The sequence below is a fragment of the Pseudoalteromonas tunicata genome, assembly GCF_002310815.1.
GTDB lineage: Bacteria > Pseudomonadota > Gammaproteobacteria > Enterobacterales > Alteromonadaceae > Pseudoalteromonas > Pseudoalteromonas tunicata.
Map to the genome: position 1 here is coordinate 2,902,896 of NZ_CP011032.1, position 20,644 is coordinate 2,923,539.

A 20,644-nucleotide genomic window follows, 5' to 3' on the forward strand; every position below is an offset into this window, starting at 1 on the left:
CTACCTATAAAAAATAACCCGATTGGTGGGTAAACCTCGATTTTCAAAATCAGCTTTTAAATCAAGGTACTGAGTTTCGTTTATTAACCATTTCACAAAACAAAAATCGAAACTAAGCTCACTAAATCCTGCTTTGAAAAACAGCAATCTATCATCTGGTGCAAGGGTAATTCCGCCGCCAAGATGTAAAAAGTGATGCCCCTGTGCGCTCCAATATTCTGACATTGTGGCTAAACATAACTGTGTTGAAGCATATTTCATACCAAGAGCATTCGAAGCCGATAAATGGTATTCAACATAGTCACCCACAGCGATAAAAATAGCGCCAGATACAATCTCATCACCCACTTTACATACACATAAATGCGCTAAAGGCCACTTGGCTAACGCTGCAAAATATTCAGCCGAATAACAATATTCATCTGTTGCGCCAAGAGCTTGCATTCTGGCGTTGTAAAGATGATAAAAGGCCTGCCAGTCATCACTTTCATTAGTAAGTGTAGCGACAACCTGATTTTTTATCGCTTTTCGCACTGCGGTTCGGGCTCGCACACTAAAATCGCTCAGCCCACGATGTTGTGTAAGCGCAATAGCCACTGTTTTGCGATCAAAAAAAGCCGCGTCACGAAAGTAAATTTGATTTGCTAACAACGGTGTACAACGAATAAACCCAACCATAAAACCAAGCGCTTTTAAAAAAGCAGTGAGCTGCTCAAATAACTCGGCAAAACGCGGGCCTTGCGTATTGGTGATCACGCCACCATAACCTCGTACCGACTCAAAATCTTGGATTTGCTCTGCGCTACTAGGTACATGCCCCGCTAAATAAAGAAAATCACTCTCTGATTGTACTAATAAAAAGCACGACTTACGTTTTGACAGTTGAGCGACTTCATTTGCAATATAAACAGGATGCTGCGTGGGGTATTGTTGCGCGGCAGGTAAGGTTTCAAACCACGTTAGGGCGTGTTGGTATTCAATTATCATACAAGGTTATTTTTTCACACAAGCGCATTAAGTCTTCTTCAGAATAGCTTATTGCCAGCGGTATAAAAATAAACTTGTTGTAATAAATAGAGTTTTTCTCTCTGTTTGGCCAAAAATACGGCAAAAAGAAATTATCGGCGCGCAGTTTTTTAAGTAATTCAGCTGGATTATTTTTAATTTTAAGTGGGTAAAAGCAGGCAAAATCGGGCTGACTCTGGTATTGATTAAATACGTTATTCACTAACTGAAAATGTGCTAAGCGAGCCGACAGTGTCGAAAATTGCAGCGCCATCGCAGCATGATAACGCTCAAGCCCATAGTCAGTCATATTGCAAATTGCTTGCTGGGCTGTTAAGGCTTGCTCACCTTGCGCCAATTTGTTTACGTAACCAAGCTCAATCTCTTCATTTAAAGTGGACATATTACGATAAGCCGCTTTTTGCTCTAATCCTTGCCACTTGATAGCAGCAAATTGATTCACCGCAGCCGGTATAGTACTGAGCATTTGGTTTGATAATAACAAGCTGCCTTCAGCCACGGGCATAATTTTTCTCACGCTAGTAAATGCATACCAAATTGTACTTTGCTGCAGCTGAGGTGGTACAAAAGGGCTAAAAACACAGTCATGGATCACTGCAACTTGTGACAGTTGCGAAATTGGTAGGTCGGTCGGAAAAAAGCCAAAATAGTGGATCCAGTAAAACCAGTCACACTCAGTAAAATCAAGCGCACTAAAATCAATACTAAAATCATCCCCTATTGGATAATAGCGAATAATAAGTTGGTATTGCTGGCAAATTTCACTAATGATAGGGCACAGATATTCGGGCAGTAAAATTGTCTGCCCTGGTTTGCTGTTTTTTAAAATAAGTCGCAATGACGAGCGCCCACTATCAAGTAAACGGATCGTTGGATACTGGGCTGCTAACTCGCCACCAAAGGGGTTCATTTAGCCAAGCTCTTGGGCGCTGATGGGTTGGTCGATGCCATACTGTTGCTGCGCTACTTTCCCAATTAATTGCGGCAGTAACATTGGTGATACGCCGCCGCTTCCGGTCCGTTTGGCATCAAAGAGCCCTAAATGAAATAAACTGCCTTTTTCTATCACTTGATTTGCCACTAAAAATTTACGCGCAATATTAATGTTTGCCGCTTCGCTGGCAGACACTGCTTTAACTGAGCTCCCTAATGCTTGTTCAATATTACGAATTTGTTGAACCATTAATTTAAGCTCAGCTGGCTCAACAGAAGCTAAATGATCAGGGCCTGGCATTTGTCGGTCGAGTGTAAAATGCTTTTCAATCATCACCGCACCTAATGCAACCGCAGCAACGGGCACTTCAATACCTAAAGTATGATCAGAGTAACCCACAGGGCAACCCGTTGCGTCTGCAATAGACTTCATGGCATATAAGTTTACATCTTGCATTGGGGTGGGATACTGAGTATTACAATGTAAAATAGTAATATCTTTGACTTTACCTTGACTGTTAAGTACTGCGATAGCCGCTTGAATTTCATCAATTGTTGACATTCCGGTGGATAAAATCACATTGATTTGATGTGCAGCCACGGCATGTAATAACAAATAATTAGTGATCTCACCCGATGGCAGTTTGATAGTGTTTAGGCCCATTTCCATTAAATAGGCAAAACTATCTAAATCAAATGGCGTGCTTAAATATTCTACCTGTTGCTGCTGGCAATAAGCCTGAAGTTCTTTATGTTGGCTAAATGACAACTCGAGCTTTTTAACCATTTCAAGCTGGCTTTCGCTCTCGCCTGTGGTTGATTTTTGATATTGCGCTTTTTCTGCTTGGGCACAAATCACGTTTTCAGATTTAAAAATCTGAAACTTCACATAATCCACGTTTGCCAGCGCAGCTTGATCAATCAATTGTTTGGCCAACTGCATGTCGCCGTTATGATTTACACCCGCTTCAGCAATAATAATGGTGTGTTGAGATTGATTCATAAACAAATATCCATAAATTTTTTAGATAAGTGAGCCGGTTTGGGAAGCGTTTTTAAAATCTGCATGACACGGTCAACCGTTTTGCCATCGCCATAAGGATTACAGGTACGCAAGCACAAAGTATGATGTTCTGGCGAGACCGCCTTTTGTACTGCACTAATAATCTCATCACTATTTACTGCAACATCAATGCAGCTTGTTGCTCTTAAACGCCCCTTTTGACGCTCACCAATATTAACATTGGCTTTATTAAACATTGGCGCTTCTACTAAGCCGCTTGATGAATTACCAAGTACTAAAGCACAATTTTTTAATGCACTTAAATAACGTTTAAAACCAAGGGATTCGACCAATTTAATCCGAGCGGGAGCTGAAGCTTGCAATCGCTTTAGCTCAGTTACAATCACATCATTACCTTCATCAGCATTCGGGTACGTGATAATAAATTGATATTCTGTCAGTGCCTCAATGGCTGCTGTTATCTGCTTGATTTCGTTTAGAGCATCATTTTTTGCGTGTGTCACAGGGTGATACGTGCACAATATAAAAGGCGATGTTAATGCAAAATCAATACTTTGCGATAAATCAGCAAGGCTTAATAACTCGGTATGATAAAAATGATCGAGCCCAGGTTCACCAACATTAAATACACGCTCAGGTTCTTCGCCAAGTTGCAGCACTCGCTGTAAATGCGCCTCGTTTGAAACAAAATGCCAATAGCTCAATTTTGTTACGCTGTGACGCACTTGATCGTCAATAATGCCTTCGGTAATTTCGCCACCAGAAAAATGCGCAATGGGGATATTCAAAATACACGCCGCATTAGCAATACCTAATAGCTCAAATCTATCTCCCATCATGATCACCACATCAGGGCGATTATCACTAAAGGACTTAGCAAAAAGCTGCGTTGCACGGCCACAACTTAGCGCATTATCAAGGGCGCTTTCACCTGTCAGGCCAATATCAATTTTTTCGGCAATAGTAATACCTTGCGCTTCAATTTCTTGATAGGTATTGCCAAACTTTTCGGCTAAATGCATGCCTGTAACTAATAAACGAAAATCAACCCATGGGCTTCGCTCAAGCGCTTTTATTAGCCAATAAAACAGGCCAAACTCAGCCCGAGTAGTAGTTACTAATGCTACTTTTAGCATGTTGGTACACCCAACTGAGCGCTACTTGGCAAATTAACTAAATGATCAATGAGGTATTCGGTATTTGCCATTTTTGATTGGTAGACATCTTGGTACATTGGCAAACGATACATAGGTTGCCACGCCGGGCGCATCATCACGTTATGTTGTTTTGCAAATTCGAGTAATCCTTGTTTGGCCTCTTTTGACGGTGCAAGCACCGCATTGAGCCAATTATTGGCCACAGTATTGGCAGGTGCACTGATAAATTTAAACTCAGAGTCCTTAAAAAAATGCTGATATTGCTGCGCTATTGCCTGTTTAGAAGCCAAAATATCATCGAGTTTAGCCAATTGCGCGACCCCCAATGCAGCATTTAAATTAGGCATGCGGTAGTTGTAACCTAATTCTGGATGGTAATACTCAAACGCATCGGCTTGCTTGGCGGTAGTGGTTAAAAACTTTGCTCTTTTTGCGTCTTCAGCCGTGCGGCAAATAATTGCCCCGCCCGCTCCTGTGGTAATGGTTTTATTGCCATTAAAACTCAAAACACCAAAACGACCAAACGTACCCAGTGGTTTTTGCCCAGAGCTTGAGCCAAGCGCTTCAGCTGCATCTTCAATTAATTCAATATGATATTGCTCGCACAGCGCTGCAATTTTTACAATATCGCAGCTCAAACCAAAGGTATGCATTGGCACACAAGCGCGAATAGCTTTATGGTCTGTGTTATCGCGACAAACACCACTTTCATCTTGATAAGTATGATTGGCAAGATAATCAGCCATGACATCGGCACTTAATCCTAAAGTGCCCAAGTCAACATCGAGTAATACTGGTTCTGCGCCACAATAAGCAATGGCATTACAGGTCGCAACAAACGTCAACGCTTGGGTGATCACTTTATCATCGCGGCCTACACCACTTAATACCAAAGCCATATGAAGTGCTGACGTGCCAGAATTGACAACGATAACTGGCGCGGCTAATCGCTCTGATAATTTATGTTCAAATTCATCAACATACTCGCCCACACTTGAAACAAAAGTCGATTCAATAGTGCGAAGTACTAAGTCTTTTTCAAGCTGTGAAAAGCTAGGCTCATGCAAGGCTATAAAGTCTTTATTTGGATAAAGACCGCGGATGAAATCGATAATTGATGACAATTGTGCACTCATACGTTGTAAATATCCGCTTTGTATTTTTGCAAATTATCTAAAAACCAATCAACAGTATGGCTTAAACCTTGTTCTATCGAAATCTCTGGAGCAAACCCAGTCAGTGCGGTTATTTTACTGTTATCGCACCATAAACGATGTACTTCAGAGTCTTTAGGTCTGAGCCTTTGTTCATCAATAATAAACTCAACATCACTGGTCATAATTTTTTTAATTAAATTAAGCGTATCGTGAATCGAAATCTCAAAATTAGACCCGATATTAAAGGTATCACCTATGGTTGCATCGCTTTGGGCTAGGGCTAAAAAACCTCGGCAGGTATCGGTTACATAATTAAAATCGCGTGTCGGGGAGACATCACCAAGCTTGATTTGTTTTTGGCCATTCGCGATTTGCGTGATAATAGTTGGGATCACCGCGCGAGCAGATTGACGCGGCCCATAGGTATTAAAAGGGCGAGCTATGGTAACTGGCAACTCAAAGGCATTATAAAAACTCATTGCCATCATATCGGCACCAATTTTTGATGCACTGTAAGGCGATTGTGGCTGGAGTGGGTGTTTTTCATCAATGGGCACATATTGCGCGGTGCCATACACTTCGCTGGTTGAGGTATGAATCACCCGAGCAACCTTATTCTCTTTTGCTGCTTGGCAAATATTGAGTGTACCCGTCACGTTAGTAGCAACATAACTATCGGGCGCAGTATATGAATACGGAATCGCAATAAGTGCCGCTAAGTGGAAAACAATCTCGATATCTTTAGTGATAAGCTTACAAAAATGCGGGTCGCGAATATCCCCTGTCACCACTTCCATTTCTTTAGTGAGCGGCGAGTTATCGAGCCACCCCCAATGATTAAACGAGTTGTATTGCACAAGAGCTCTGACTTTATAGCCTTGCTGAACAAGCAGTTCACATAAATGAGAGCCAATAAATCCATCGGCTCCTGTCACTAAGACGCTTTTATTCAATTTAGTCCCCAATTATTTGAGCGAATGATACACATCTAAAATAACATCATTCATAAAAAAGATATCGCCACGGGCTTTTCCAAACAGCTGAATATTATTTACTTTTTCTAATATCTCATTTTTTTGGCTTTTTTGCATGGCTGTAAATTCATTGGTTGGGATAGGAAAGCTATTTGCTAAAAAATGACTTTCAACTTCAAACTGACAGTGCTTAGCTACAACGTTGCATTCAATGAGTTCGTCAAAAACACACTGTTCTAGCTGATGTACTGCTTGGTCATCTAGCTTTTCAGTAACAAAAACTTCCACCGTCACTCGATGGCCTTTAGTACAACCCTGACCTTGAATATTACTGTATAAAGTTGCTCTAAAATGCTGATGCGACGGATTATAATTATTGTAATAATACAAGTCAGTAATAGGAGCACTATCAACAATATAATGCAAAAGATAGGTATTTAAAAAACGAAGCGGCTGCGCAGGCTTTTCAAGCTTAAGATCAGCTTGTTTAAAAAAGCTAAATAATGGCACAGTCCAAATTAACTGCTCAAGCGTGATAGTTTCATTATTGATAGTTACATGCGTTACTTCTTTATTTTGTAGCGTAATATTTGATAGTTCAGCAGAAAAAAAAGCTTCGCCACCCATTGCGAGGTATTTTTCAAATAACAAATCGACCCACTGCCCCACACTGCCAAGTTTTGGATAATAATACTGCGCAGTTGGATTACCTTCTCGATAACTATGGTATGCAAGTACCGCATCAAGTGCTGGTAGGGTCTTTAACTCTTTAGTAATAATTGGGTTAAAACCGATAATCCTTGTCATGCCAAATAAACAATTAGTATTTGGGGCAAGTTGGTTTAAAGGTGTTTTAAACAGTTTTTCGAGCGCCGGTTTAAACACATCTTGAGTTAAACTATGACCAAATTCTGATTCTAATTGCTGAGCCAAGTGTGGATGTTCATTCTGTTCGCCAGCTGAGTTATCAATCAGTTCAACCATAGCTTGGTGATATCGCTCGGGCGGTAAACCTCGACTATCAACGATTGGGCTGTAATCATTTAACGTATCAAATATATAATTACCCGACTTTAAGCAATCTAAATAATGCCAATCTGTTTTAGTTAAATCAGAGAAAAGAAGTTCATCAAGTTCTGCAACATTAAGACGGCTTAATAGGTGCGTACCATGGTCAAACACTTCACCATTACTTGCATGATAAGCTCGCATTAATCCACCAGGTTGAGTGGCAGACTCTACCAACAAAACCTGCTTTCCTTTTTGCTTTAATATTAAAGCCGCAAGCAGGCCTGCAATACCCGAACCAATTATAATATACTGATACGTTGAACTTTTCATGATAAGCCTACCTTGATTAACTCTTACATTTTATTTATAAGAGTTAATCTTATCTATATAGCACCTAAATATATTGATATGAGTCAAAATAACTTTCGGGCATTACAATTCAAAATTAAGTACTTTATTTTTTAATTCAGATTTTAAATCGATAAAATATTGATACATTAATGGCAATACCTCTTTTAAGTATTGTTGTCTCGACTTTTCATTACCGATAGCGTACATATGCCCCAAAATAGTGGATGCGATATAAGTAAACGAACCTTCTAACATTCTGGCAGTGAATATTTCTTGTGTGCCATCACATTCACGAATAATTTTAAACATTCGATTAAATAATAATGAAACATCTTTTGAAGATAAATCAGTTAGGCGATACTTTTCATCAACGATTCTATCTATCGTACTAAATAAATGCTCACTTGCTTGAGTTAGTTTTTTAACCCATTCTTTGGGCTCAAAAAACTCATCTGTAGTGCTTGTTAATAACAACTGTCGAATTAATTCTTTATCAACCACAGTCTCTAATTTAATCTCTTCCATCCGCAGCGGTATTGTGCCATCAACCATGGCACCATCTGAGCAATTAAAGACCTTTTTGTTTTCTGAAGCTAAAATGTTACTACGAATACTGTATTCAATAGAGCGCCTTGCCCAGCTAAATATCGTGGTAGTGAATACTTCATCACAAAAATTACCTTTTACTTTTAGCTTGTCTGTTTTTTCTACCAGATTTTTTATTTCATCACTGTATTCGGCATAATAACCTGAGCTTTTTGAGTGATGGTTTTCTTTATCTTTATAACCATAATCGCAGCCGAACATATAAATATCGCCGCTTTGTAACTGGTTAAAAATCCCCATAGCACCATTGGTTACCGTTGGGTTGGTACTATAAATAACAGCTAAATTATTTGGATAATAACCACGAATAAAGTCGGTAGAACCATCATTAGGTTTTAAATATAAAATTGAATCTTCAAATTGCTGCGGCACTTTTTTATACAAAGTATTCATGCCAATTAAAACGGGCTTACGTTTTAATTCAATAAAAGGGTTGGCGTCTAATACATCATAAATGCCTTTGGTACGCTCAACCTCGATATGAAAATCTGATTGAATCCCATTTCGATTAAGCGCCAGCATCGAAGTACCACATGACACAATAATCGCTTTATCTTGGTATTTTTTTATGGTGTCAATTGCTTCGTCCAGAGATGGACCTGAACCACAAATAAATACCGGATATTTGTGCTCTTCATCAAAATACCTATCTGCTAATAAGAATTTTTGTTTATTGTTAATATGAGAATGCATATGATTTAAAGACAAAATTTCATCTTCAAAAAAACCAAAACCACTATACATGGTACTTACATTATCAATATACTCTTTGAGTGCTTTATCAGCAGTTTCACTATTGTAATGTTTATAAATAGTGAGACAACTTAAATTATACTGACCAAATTTCTGTGCCAATACCGCTAACCCATCAATAAACTCTGTGATTTTTGAACCTATAGTTAGAGTAATGGTTTTACCGTCATATTTAAAATGATCAAATACCTCAACCCAATCGATAGTAAACAACGATGCATAAAACAAGTCAGGGCTTGGCTCATAAAGGTATAAGTGATCAATATCTTCTTCTAAGATGCGCTTAAAATGATAACCAAGGCCAGTACCAATTAAGATAAAGAATGGATGCTTACCAATTGGCTCATGAGGTAATTGTCTGAAGCGATTTTGAAAGTTTGATAAGTGACGATATTTAAGTGCGCTATCGGATACTTTTTTTAAATAATCGAGATGAATATAATTAAAATGATTGAGCTCATCTTCACTTGGCACTAATAAATACATGCTCTGAACAGGGCGTTTGAAAAAAAGTTCGGATTGCGCTTCGCATATTTTTTGTGGGTCATCGGCAAAGATAAACTGCCCATTACAGGCAATATTTAAATGACCATTTGTATCAAAATCTAAACCATAGTCTTTAGGAACATAGTTAATAAATTGCTTAAAAATATGGGGCATATTTTTTTGGAAGAAAACCATATTCTTATCAAATCGTTTGTTGAGCTCCAGTCGAAGCTCATCAATATTTTGACGTGAATTTTGTTCAGTACTCATAAGACTCTCGATTTATAATAACTATTTTGACAGTATCAAAAGTACCAGAGAAGCAGAAGTAAATTAATGCAGACTATTTCTTTTTATTGATCCCACTCAAGGCATCCAATTGCGCTGTCAAATAATCGCCGGTTGCTTGTAATTGTGATACCAACAGATCCATTGTAGTAAATTGCGAAAACAAGCGCGCTTCATAACGGCCCATCCGCTCATCAAAATCAGTACGCTCTTCGTTTATTCTATCAATCGAAGATGTAGCCGATTTAATTTTTGACTCTACAATTCCACCAATACCTTTGTATTCTGATACTACATTCGATAAAGCTTTACCAATGCCTTCATCGCCTGCAAATAACGCACCAAATTGTTCAAAATTACTGTTTAATTGCTTTGTTAACGTCGCTTCATTTAAAGACAGTGTACCGTCACGCTCCGTTTTTATACCTATAGAAGCTAAAGATTGAGTACTGAATTTATCGATGGTGACGATACCACCAAGCGCACCGCGTAATTGATTCATCATAGTACGAATTGTGGAATCTCCTACTAGTTGACCTGCGGTACCATCCTCATTCACTTGCGTTAGCTCGGCAACTACAGCAAACATTTCATTATAAGATTCTACAAATTTCTTCACCGCTTCTTCGGTCGAACCTTTATCAAGATTAATCTTAATGTTGTCGCTGGCAGTTGCGTCATGGGCTTTTTTTACTTCAAGTGACAAACCAGCCACTGCATTCTCAAAAGTATTTGTTTCACTGGTTACGACAATCGAACCATTGAGGGTAATTTGAGCCTTTGATGCTGCTGTGTTTTCTGTGAAATTAGCGTATTCATGACTCTTCAATAATTTTGACATGGATGCGTCAGCGGAAGTAATCGCAACTTGATGATTGCCATAATCATTACTTGATTGATATACCAACTTGAACCCACCCGCATTATCATCTTCTAATGATGCAGTTACATTGATACCTGCGGCATTGATTTTATCAACCACTTGCTCAATCGTTTCACCGGCCAATACCGAAATAGTTGCGGTGTCTGTACCATTACTGATATCAAAAGAGCCAACGGCAAACGATTCGCCTGCATTAAATGTTTGATTTGAGCGGGTTTCGCCATACGAAAAAGCCAGTTGCGACAAGCCTGAGTCATCGTGTAAAAAGCCATCACTGTCGGTAACATTAAGCGATAATACACTGTTATCACCGGTTTGATTTGAGCTAAGGGTTAAATAGGATCCACTATCGCCTTTAACAACCGATGCGGTCACGCCAAAATTTGCTGAAGAACCATTTATTTGAGCCGCAATATCATTAATTGTTTGACCCGCTTCAACTGCGATAGAAAACCCTTTATTCAATCCTAGTGAGCGAATCTCAAGAGTACCACTACCGATTGCTGCGCTTGCATCTATTGGCCCTGTAGTTACCTTTTGCCCAGCAGCCACTTTATTAACTTGTACATCGTAACTAGAAACTGATGCTGCAGAGCCGGCTTCGGCGGTGAAAAAATCTGAAGAATAATCAACTTGGCGTTTAGAAAAAGTGGTAGGGAGTTTTAAATCAAAAATAGTGTCGTCTAAATCAGAAAGGGCTGATTTTAACTTACCTAGACCAGATATTTGTTCAGTAAGTTTATTTTCAGCGGCTAATTTTTTTTTATCAAAAGGTTCCCGTTCTGCAGCAACTAAACTTTGTACTGTTTCGGTAACTTTAAAACCGGTACCTATACCTGGGGATGATAATGTAGCCATTGCCTTTCTCCAACATTAGACTTTTGTTTCCATAAAAACACCAGTTGCCTGGGACAAATTAGAAACAACATTTAGAATTTCTTCTGATGGAATTTGGCGGATCGTTTCACCTGTGACCCCATCAATAACCTTAATTACATCTCGCCCTGAGTCTTTATGAATACTAAATTGCAAAGATTTATCAAGCGAGCTGACAAAGTCTTGCAATTGTTGCGCCACACCTTGTAAATGTTCTGTAGAAATTTCAAGTGCTTCAGGCTTTTCCTCTGCTTTGACCTCTGAAACTTCTGTTGGGGCTTGATTTAGTTTAGCAGCATCTATCGTCGCTTGTTGTGCTGTGGCAGGATCTGCTTCTTTACGATTGCTTTTAATCATTGACGTTAATTGATTAACATCTTTACCAATTTCGATATTCATAAGATCTACCTCAATCATTATGATTTAAAAATGAACAAAAGGAATCTAGTGACTAGATTCCTTTTTGAGTCGTAAAATCCAATTAACCTAGTAAGCTAAGAGCTGTTTGAGGTAACTGATTTGCCTGAGCTAGGATTGATGTACCAGCTTGTTGCAAGATTTGGTTTTTAGTCAATTCAGCAGTCTCTGTTGCAAAGTCTGTATCTCTAATACGGCTTCTTGATGCTGACGCATTCTCAACAACGTTTGATAAGTTGCTTACCGTAGTAGATAAACGGTTTTGCACCGCACCCATGTTGGCTCTTTGAGTATCGATGTACGAAAGTGCACCGTCGATAACTTCAATTGCTTTTTGTGCGCCTAGTGCAGTACCGATATTAATATCATTTACTGTTTCAGTGCCAGAGATTGATGAATCTGCTGCTGTATTACCATGTAATACACCCGCTGTACCTGCTGTATCTGTTAGTTTAAAGTCATCTTTGCCTACTAAACGTACAGTTCCAACAAAGCTTGCATAAGCAGCTGTACCATCTGAAGCGCCAATCCCTGCCGCACCTGATGCAACACCGTATAAACGCCCTGCAGCAATCGCTGTTGTGGTATCTGAAGTATTACCATCAAATCCGTATGTTGCAGCTTGGATCGTTACTCGAGAACCAACACCGTTGTATTCAACTTGCATGTTTTCAAACGTAATATTATCACCACGCTCACTCACAAGTTGTACACGGCCATCACCCGTTAAGCTTGCAGAGACACCAGTTTCGCCTGCCGCTTCGTTAAATGCATTAACCACTGAAGATAGATTTTCAGTATTTGATACAGAGAACTTAATACGGGTACCTTCTTTAGAGTAATCCGTGTTTTCACCACGTAACTCTAAGGTGAAAATCGCATCGCCTGTCATTACAGCTGTATCAACAGCAGTAGCCGCAGTGCCGACTGAACCGTAAAAATCAAGTGTTACAACTGTTCTTGCATCTGCTTCAACACCTGTTTTGGCTGAGATTTGATCAAGAGCACGCTCTGCATCGTATGCTGAACCATTTGTTCCTTTGATAGTCGCTGATGCACTACCTAGTGAACCTTTAACACCTATGCTGATAGTCGCGCTACTTGCAATTGTTGAAATACTGCCACGGTTTGCAGAGTAGGTTGATTGCGCGGCACCCGCTGTACCTGAAGAGATAAAGTTACCAAAACCAACTAAACCTGTCGCTGCAGTTAACACACCACCGGTTAAACCAGATGAAGTTACACCTACGTTTACAGAGCCTGCAATCACTGCTGCGTTTGCATCAGTATAGTTTTTCAACTCATACGTTTCTGCACCCATGTCTTCACCGAAGAACGAGCCAACGCTTACGTTGATAGTTTCAAATGATTTAGCACCTACTTGGAATTGCTCAGTACCGAATGAACCATCTAATAATTTACGATCACCAAATGATGTTGAGCTGGCGATACGGTCAAGCTCACGTTTTAACTGAGTAACCTCTTCTTGTAATGCGCCACGGTCAGCATCTGAATACGTACCATTTGATGCTTGAACAGAAAGATCTCGCATACGTTGAAGAATGTTTGAGCTTTCTTGCAGAGCGCCCTCTGCTGTTTGCGCCATCGAAATACCATCGTTCGCATTTCGGGTCGCTACATTTAGACCATTAATTTGAGACGTTAATTTGTTTGAAATCTGCATACCAGCAGCATCATCTTTTGCACTGTTTATTCTTAAACCAGAGGACAAACGTTGCATCGAAGTTTCCATGCCGGAACTTGCTTTACTTAAGTTGCGTTGAGCGTTCAACGACGTAGGATTTGTTTGTACTGTTAGAGCCATTTGAACTCTCCTTAGAGGAATGTTACTAGTTTCATATCAAGTTATTTATGATAACGGCAGCGTTTGACCTAACTTTAATAAAAATTGCAAATTATTTAAAAAATGTACAACAGTTTTTGAAGGGGGTATGGAGAAACTACAATAATAGCAGCTATTTAGCGTATTTAATGAAGATACTAACAAATAAAAAAGTTTTGGTATATAAACTAAAGAAGCAAAAATCTTATGACAAACGCGGGAGGGTAAACATTCATATGCGGCTTAAACATCCTCCAAATTGCCCCTTGGAAGCAAGGGGCATGAGGAGATAATTGCAAAATAGAGTAAAGAATTAACCACCAAGCAGTGATAGAGCGCTTTGCGGTAATTGGTTTGCTTGCGCTAAAATCGAAGTACCTGCTTGCTGTAAGATTTGATTCTTGGTCATTTGCGCTGTTTCTAATGCAAAATCTGTATCACGAATACGGCTTCTTGACGCTGAGGCATTTTCAACTACGTTTTCTAAATTCGAAATCGTACTCGATAAACGATTTTGCACTGCACCCATATTGGCTCGTTGACTATCGATATACGATAACGCACCATCAATAACATCAATTGCTTTTTGTGCGCCTAGTGCTGTACCAATATTAATTTCATCAACTGTTTCTTTACCCGAAATAGCGGATTCACCAATGGTATTACCATGGAGCATACTGCCGGCACCTGTGGTATCTTGCAGCTTAAAGTCATCACTGCCCGTCATGCGCACAGTCCCAACAAAGGTGGTGGTTGAAGCATTAGCATCACCATTACCTACACCGCCAGCACCATTGGTTGCCGTACCAAAGATACGACCAGTTGCAATTGCGGTTGTTGTATCAGCTGCGTTACCATCAAAATCATAACTAGCCGCTTGAATTGTCATCCGAGAGCCTACGCCATTGTAATCAACCTGCATATTCTCAAATACAATGTTGTCACCACGTTCACTGACTAACTTAATACGACCATCACCAGTTAGACTCGCTGAAATACCTGTTTCACCCGAAGCTTCATTAAAGGCATTCACTACACCGCTTAACTCTTCTGTATTGCTGATAGTGAATTTAATTCGAGCACCTTCTTTAGTGGCATCAGTATTTTCACCACGAAGCTCAAGCGTAAAGGTCGCATCACCGGTTAATAAGGCAGTATCTTGCCCCCCGGCAACCGTGCCAACACTGCCATAGAAATCGAGTGTAACCACGGTACGAGCATCAGCCTCTGCACCAGTTTTAGACGTAATTTGATCTATCGCTCTTTCGGCATCATATGCTGAACCACCTAAACCTGTGATCGTTGCACTGGCGCTACCTAAAGAACCTTTGACACCTAACGATACTGTCGTCGTAGTAGCGATAGTCGATAATTTATTTCGATTAGCAGAATAAGTCGATTGTGATGCACCTAAACTACCTGTAGTAATAAAATTACCCATACCAACTAATGTGGTACTTGAATTTGCTGCTATTAATCCCGTCATTGCTGTCGAGGTTACTACATTATTTTGCAAACCAGCAGCTTCATTAGCAGCGGTTTGATTTTTAAGCTCATAAGTCTCAGCGCCCATATCTTCACCGAAGAAAGAGCCAACACTTACGCTAATTGTTTCGAATGATTTAGAACCTACTTGGAACTGCTCAGTACCAAACGAACCATCCATCAACTTACGACCACCAAACGTTGTCGTTGAAGCAATACGGTCTAATTCGCGTTGTAACTGTACAACCTCTTCTTGTAACGAAGCACGGTCACCGTCTGAATACGTACCATTTGCCGCTTGAATGGCAAGGTCACGCATACGTTGTAGGATATTAGTACTTTCTTGTAATGCACCTTCAGCAACTTGTGCCATCGAAATACCATCATTAGCGTTACGAGTAGCAACGTTAAGACCGTTAATTTGCGATGTCAGTTTATTGGAGATTTGCATACCAGCCGCATCATCTTTGGCTGAGTTAATTCTCAGACCTGATGATAAGCGCTGCATTGAGGTAGTGAGACCCTCAGTCGATTTATTTAGATTACGTTGGCCGTTAATAGAGGCAACGTTTGTGTTTATATACATACCCATCTTAGTATCTCCTCAATGATGGAATTTGTTTTCATCTATACTGAAAGCATTAACCGTGCCAACTAGATATAATCAAACAGTGATAAATTTTGCACTCTTGCAAATGCTTGCTGTGCTGCTTGCAATCCCACCCGAGAGTTCTCAAGGTTTGTAACAGCTTCGTACACATCTATTTCTTCTAAATCAGCCAGCGTTATTTTTGTTGCTTCTTTAAATAGCAACTGAGCATCACCTTCATTACTAATCGAATTCATCCGCGCGCCAATTTGTGAGCGCGTATTATCAATGTTGGTTTGAGCGTTGGTGACTTCTTCGAGTAAGGCGCCGAGTACGTCCGCACGGCGGTTATTCTCAGGGCGATCTAGGCGAATTGTTTCAGGAAAGTTTGGTGCTGGCGCAGGCGGAATTGTGGTTTGATTACCAGCAGCACCAGCCACTGTGATTTCAATCCCATTAAATTCAAGCAGCGTCCCAGCAGGGTTATAAGCTTGTGCAGAAACTGGCGTGGCAAGCACCGTTGGCGGAGTGGTACTGCGGTCAACTTCTCGCACTTCCACTTGTCCAGCCGATGGAAAGACCACTTCAAAATCAGCAAACTTATGTTCATCCGGAAACTTAATATTTCCTCCGGCAATACTTACCGTAGAGGCGGCAAGGGGTTTTGCCGTATAACCTGTACCAGTAATAGACATTGCATCAATGGCTTGCTGAAACATCCAAAGTACACTGGTTTCATCCGCTTTTTTATCTGGCTGCATATCAAAAACATCACCTGCTTGAGGTGGATTGTTGACATCGGTTTTGACCGAAATACCCTGAAACTCAATTTCATCCCCAGGGCTGTAACCATATGGACCATTTACAACATTTGGCGCAGGCAGCGATACATCAACAACTTGCCATGTATCTGCTTGCGGCGGCACCGCACCTGAAAACTGAATTTGATATGTATTAGCCGGTGCTGTTGGCGCGCGATATTCTGCGCCATCAGTTACAAAACCAAGAGAAACTTGTGCACCACTTGCTGCTGCGCTAGCTGGTCGATAATGACTAAATTTTGACGCAACATTCGAAGCAAATGAATTACCAGGCTCAGTAACCGCAACATCAAAACTTGGCGCAATCAATACTTGGCGCTGACCGCTATCACCTTGATAATCAAAATATCCAAAAGAATCAGATTGATAAGGTTTAGTACGAGTTTGAAAACCAGAAAACATATAATCACCGTTAGCATTTTTCTGATTTACAATCCCTTCATATTCTTCATAACGTGATGCAATTTGTTCACGATAAGCAATTAATCCATCGTTATCGAGCGCACCATTAATTGCGCCACTTAAGCTTTCTTGTAGACGCAATAAAATGTTATTCATTGATGTTAAAGAAGTTTCAGCTTCACGGTTGTAACGATTGGCGGTCGATTGTGCATCTAGGTAACGGCTTGAAACATCAAGCTCTTTTTTAAGCTTAATAATGCTATTTGACGCAACCGGATCGTCAGATGGACGAATTACTTTTTTACCTGACGAAAGTTCTTCTTGAGCGCGATCTAAGCTTACTTGACGCGATTGTAAACTCGCTAAAGAACGCTGATAAAAGTTTGCGGTACCAATTCTCATATCTGACTCCTATCGTACGGCTTGCAGCAAGCTGTCAAATGTTTCATTGGCAATCGAGATGATCCGCGCTGCGGCAGAATAAGCTTGTTGGTATCGGATCAAATTTGCCGCCTCTTCATCAAGATTAACGCCTGAAATCGCCGCCATACGCTGCTCAGCACCCGCGAGTAATACAGCAAATGAGTCGGCATTTATTTTCCCACTCTGGGTTTTAACCCCAACAAAAGTAACCAATTCGGCATAAGACTCAGAGAAAGTATTGGTGCCACCATCTAAGGTTTTTTTATTCTGATACTCGAGCATTATCAATGCATTAGAGTTATCACCTGGGCCAAATTTTTTCTCGTCAAATGGCGCAGTGCCACCTTGATTAGTGATATTAAAAACTTCATTACCTGCCAGCTGCCCTTTGAGTTCTAGGCGCATACCTGGCAAATCAATGACTTGATCTGAAGGAATATTAAACGGGCCACCAGCTGGTGCAGCTAATGGATTGCCAGCAGAATCTTGAATGCTGTATTGTGTGCCTGTAGCATCAACCACAACTCTAATTTGAGGGTCCAGAGGAGGTGGAAAATTAGCTTGGTTTGGAAAGTTGGCATTGCTTGTATCTGTAATTTCATACAAGGATAATTCAACATTATTTGGATTAGTTGGCGCACTGACATCAAGAGCATTGCCCGCTGCAGCGACTAAATTAGGGTCTTCTAAGGTACGTTCTATTTCACGTGAACCCGAATATGTTGCACGAATTAAAAAACGATCTCCCACAGCTAAATTATTTTTAGCTATGTTAATATTTAAACCAGTATCTGGAATTTCTAACCTATCATTGGTCGGTGGAGACATCGCGGCAATATCAGCTGGGGTATAAGTTGCTAATACATTTTTGTCTTTGTCAGAAACAACCAAATTACCGGTTTGATCAACCTCCATCAAATATTCCTCGCCAGTAAGCAAAGAGGCATTGGTGATATTGACTGAAAAATCACTGGCTGTTGGATTTTGTTTTGAATTAAGCGTTCGAGTAAGCGCAACTTGAGGGTCATTAATATCTTTAAATAAATTAGTTCCCTCATCGCCATTTAAATCACGACCAAGTGATTGCTGACGATTAAATGCATCAGCGTAAGCTATGGCAATTTTGCCCATGTCACGAATAGCAGGTAGTAATAACTCTTCACGAATTTTAAATAAGCCGCCAAGTGAACCACCATCAAGTTGGTTGGTAACAATGGCTTTATTCGGTGCGCCAGGCGTTGGAGCTATGCCTACTTCAAGTTTGTTGCTATCAAATTCATTACGTTCAACCGATAGCGGCACCGCAAATGTGCCCGCCACTAGCGTTAAACCGGTGCCAACAGTTAAATTAATGGTGCCATCAGGTAAATCGATAATGTTTACCTGTACTTTCTCACTGAGCTGACTAACCAATAAATCGCGTTTATCGAGTAAATCATTGGCAGGAAAACCATTTTCAGCGACCGAATTAGCAACCGCTATTTCCCCATTTAACTGGCCAATTCGAGCTGTGATTTCGTTAATTGCGGCAACAGTGGTTTTAATTTCTTGATTAATATTACCTAAATGCTGCTGCTCTACTTCACTAAACATGTTGTTAAACCGTTTAGCCGTAGACTCAGCTGAACTTAAAAACACATTTCGCGCAGAAATAATAGTTGGGTCTTCTGTAATACCGTTGATGGCATTAAATGACTCTTCAATGCTTTTAGTGATCCCTGTGTCAGTATTGGCTAAAAAATTATCGAGTCGGCTGGCATTCGTTGTTTGGGTATTGTTATAGTTAAATTGGCTTTTGTTATAAATTACTTCAGTATACGAAAACTCATTAAAAGCCCGAGAAATGGAAGAAACTTGAGTACCATTACCAAGAAATACGCCACCAAATGGAATACCAACGGTCGATATTTGTTCTACCGTTTGGCGGTTATAACCAGTGGTATTCACGTTGGCAATATTATGGCCCGTGGTATCGAGCCCTTTTTGTGCGGCCGCTAAGCCAGAAACACCCGTTCCAAGAATCCCAAAACTCATCTAAATTTACTCCGTAAACTTTGCTACTTCGTTACTTAACATTCGCTTCACCCCCTGCTGTAAACCATCACTATTTAGGATCCCGATGATTTTCTTCGCGTAATTTGGGTCTGTGGCGTAACCTGCTTCTTGTAACTTATGCAAAAAGCGCTCCATGTTATTAGATTCTTTTAATGCCTCTTGATAACGGCCTCCTGACGATAAAAAATTAACAAAGTCATCAAAGCTTTCTTCGATATTTTGATAAGCGCGAAATGCGGCATTTTTCTTCACCGCAATGCCGTCCTCATACTCCAACGTTACTTTTTTTACAGAGTCACCTTGCCAGTTGCCACCGGCTTTGATGTTAAAAAGGTTGTTACTCGATTCACCATTTGGCGTATTGATAATATGTTTACCCCAGCCAGTTTCGAGCGCTGCCTGTGCAATCATTACCGCAGGATTAAGATTGAGTTTTTCAGCAGCCGATTTAGCCTTATGCCACAGCGATTCGATAAACGATTCTTGGGAGTCAAACTCGGGACGAGCTGAATTACTCGCAGCGCTGACTTCACTCGTTTGCTCATCAAGTTTTGCTTGCGCTTTTTGCGCTGCTAAAAATTGCTGATTAATCCAAGTCGGTAGTGCCGTATTCGTGGTACGTTTGATTGATTCACCTTCAGCTAACGACGCAACAGGATTATTCAATGTGGCATCAGCGCGCAAAGTAGATGCTGGGCGATAATTCTTATAATCTGGGCTTAATTGCTCAACAATTAAATCCGCTAACCCTAACGAGCCATTAGAAGAAAGCTCCATCGTTAGCTGTTGATCGTGCATGTCTTGGTAGAATTTGGTCGATTCACTATTAAAAGGGCTGTCTGATTCAAACGCCTCATTGGCTTTACGCATACTTTTGAGCAGCATATTCATGAAAATAGATTCAAAATGTTGCGCCGCTTTTCGCAGTGCTTCTTTTTCATTTCCTTGACCACTTTTAGCGTCATGTCGCAGATCATTAAGACTATTGAGGTCAAAATAACTACTGGGCGAAGCGTGATTTATTTCATTCATAACGGTTTGTTGACACAAGGGAACATAACAAGGTCAATGCAATTGAAATGCC

General features: G+C 40.3%; 15 protein-coding genes and 1 pseudogene. All 16 read right to left on the minus strand.

Annotated features, from left to right (window positions below; all coding sequences use genetic code 11):
- Positions 1–987: a GNAT family N-acetyltransferase gene (locus PTUN_RS13230; RefSeq protein WP_009837427.1), complete on the minus strand. Its 987-nt coding sequence runs from the start codon at positions 985–987 to the stop codon at positions 1–3.
- The gene (locus PTUN_RS13235; RefSeq protein ID WP_009837428.1) at positions 977–1,936 is read right to left on the minus strand and encodes a hypothetical protein; all 960 of its coding nucleotides are present in this window, start codon (positions 1,934–1,936) and stop codon (positions 977–979) included. Before PTUN_RS13235 ends, PTUN_RS13230 begins: the two co-directional genes overlap by 11 nt.
- Positions 1,937–2,962 (minus strand): N-acetylneuraminate synthase, encoded by a 1,026-nt coding sequence (gene neuB, locus PTUN_RS13240; RefSeq protein ID WP_009837429.1) that lies wholly within the window; start codon positions 2,960–2,962, stop codon positions 1,937–1,939. It abuts the gene before it with no gap.
- The gene (gene neuC, locus PTUN_RS13245) at positions 2,959–4,119 is read right to left on the minus strand and encodes a UDP-N-acetylglucosamine 2-epimerase (RefSeq protein ID WP_009837430.1); all 1,161 of its coding nucleotides are present in this window, start codon (positions 4,117–4,119) and stop codon (positions 2,959–2,961) included. The genes neuB and neuC overlap by 4 nt, the downstream gene beginning before the upstream one ends.
- Complete coding sequence (locus PTUN_RS13250; protein ID WP_009837431.1) at positions 4,113–5,276, minus strand: LegC family aminotransferase; 1,164 nt, start codon at positions 5,274–5,276, stop codon at positions 4,113–4,115. Before PTUN_RS13250 ends, neuC begins: the two co-directional genes overlap by 7 nt.
- Complete coding sequence (locus tag PTUN_RS13255) at positions 5,273–6,250, minus strand: NAD-dependent 4,6-dehydratase LegB (RefSeq protein WP_040643655.1); 978 nt, start codon at positions 6,248–6,250, stop codon at positions 5,273–5,275. Before PTUN_RS13255 ends, PTUN_RS13250 begins: the two co-directional genes overlap by 4 nt.
- Before the next feature lie 12 nt (positions 6,251–6,262).
- Complete coding sequence (locus PTUN_RS13260; RefSeq protein ID WP_009837433.1) at positions 6,263–7,612, minus strand: NAD(P)-binding protein; 1,350 nt, start codon at positions 7,610–7,612, stop codon at positions 6,263–6,265.
- Positions 7,613–7,714: 102 nt separating this feature from the next.
- Complete coding sequence (locus PTUN_RS13265; RefSeq protein WP_009837434.1) at positions 7,715–9,748, minus strand: motility associated factor glycosyltransferase family protein; 2,034 nt, start codon at positions 9,746–9,748, stop codon at positions 7,715–7,717.
- 73 nt (positions 9,749–9,821) lie between these two features.
- Positions 9,822–11,507, minus strand: a complete 1,686-nt coding sequence (gene fliD, locus PTUN_RS13270) for a flagellar filament capping protein FliD (protein ID WP_009837435.1) — start codon at positions 11,505–11,507, stop codon at positions 9,822–9,824.
- A gap of 15 nt (positions 11,508–11,522) precedes the next feature.
- On the minus strand, positions 11,523–11,924 hold the full coding sequence (locus PTUN_RS13275) for a flagellar protein FlaG (RefSeq protein ID WP_040643656.1): 402 nt from the start codon (positions 11,922–11,924) through the stop codon (positions 11,523–11,525).
- 82 nt (positions 11,925–12,006) lie between these two features.
- The gene (locus PTUN_RS22595; protein ID WP_370301742.1) at positions 12,007–12,609 is read right to left on the minus strand and encodes a flagellin; all 603 of its coding nucleotides are present in this window, start codon (positions 12,607–12,609) and stop codon (positions 12,007–12,009) included.
- A 42-nt stretch (positions 12,610–12,651) separates the two neighbouring features.
- Positions 12,652–13,767: pseudogene (locus tag PTUN_RS22600) on the minus strand (flagellin N-terminal helical domain-containing protein); the annotation flags it as partial.
- Between the two features lie 331 nt (positions 13,768–14,098).
- Positions 14,099–15,862, minus strand: coding sequence for a flagellin (locus PTUN_RS22475; protein ID WP_009837439.1), 1,764 nt, complete (start codon positions 15,860–15,862; stop codon positions 14,099–14,101).
- Positions 15,863–15,924: 62 nt separating this feature from the next.
- The gene (flgL, locus tag PTUN_RS13295) at positions 15,925–17,484 is read right to left on the minus strand and encodes a flagellar hook-associated protein FlgL (RefSeq protein ID WP_009837440.1); all 1,560 of its coding nucleotides are present in this window, start codon (positions 17,482–17,484) and stop codon (positions 15,925–15,927) included.
- A 9-nt stretch (positions 17,485–17,493) separates the two neighbouring features.
- Positions 17,494–19,539, minus strand: a complete 2,046-nt coding sequence (gene flgK / locus PTUN_RS13300) for a flagellar hook-associated protein FlgK (protein ID WP_009837441.1) — start codon at positions 19,537–19,539, stop codon at positions 17,494–17,496.
- Between the two features lie 6 nt (positions 19,540–19,545).
- Positions 19,546–20,592, minus strand: coding sequence for a flagellar assembly peptidoglycan hydrolase FlgJ (flgJ, locus tag PTUN_RS13305; RefSeq protein WP_009837442.1), 1,047 nt, complete (start codon positions 20,590–20,592; stop codon positions 19,546–19,548).
- Positions 20,593–20,644 lie beyond the last annotated feature (52 nt).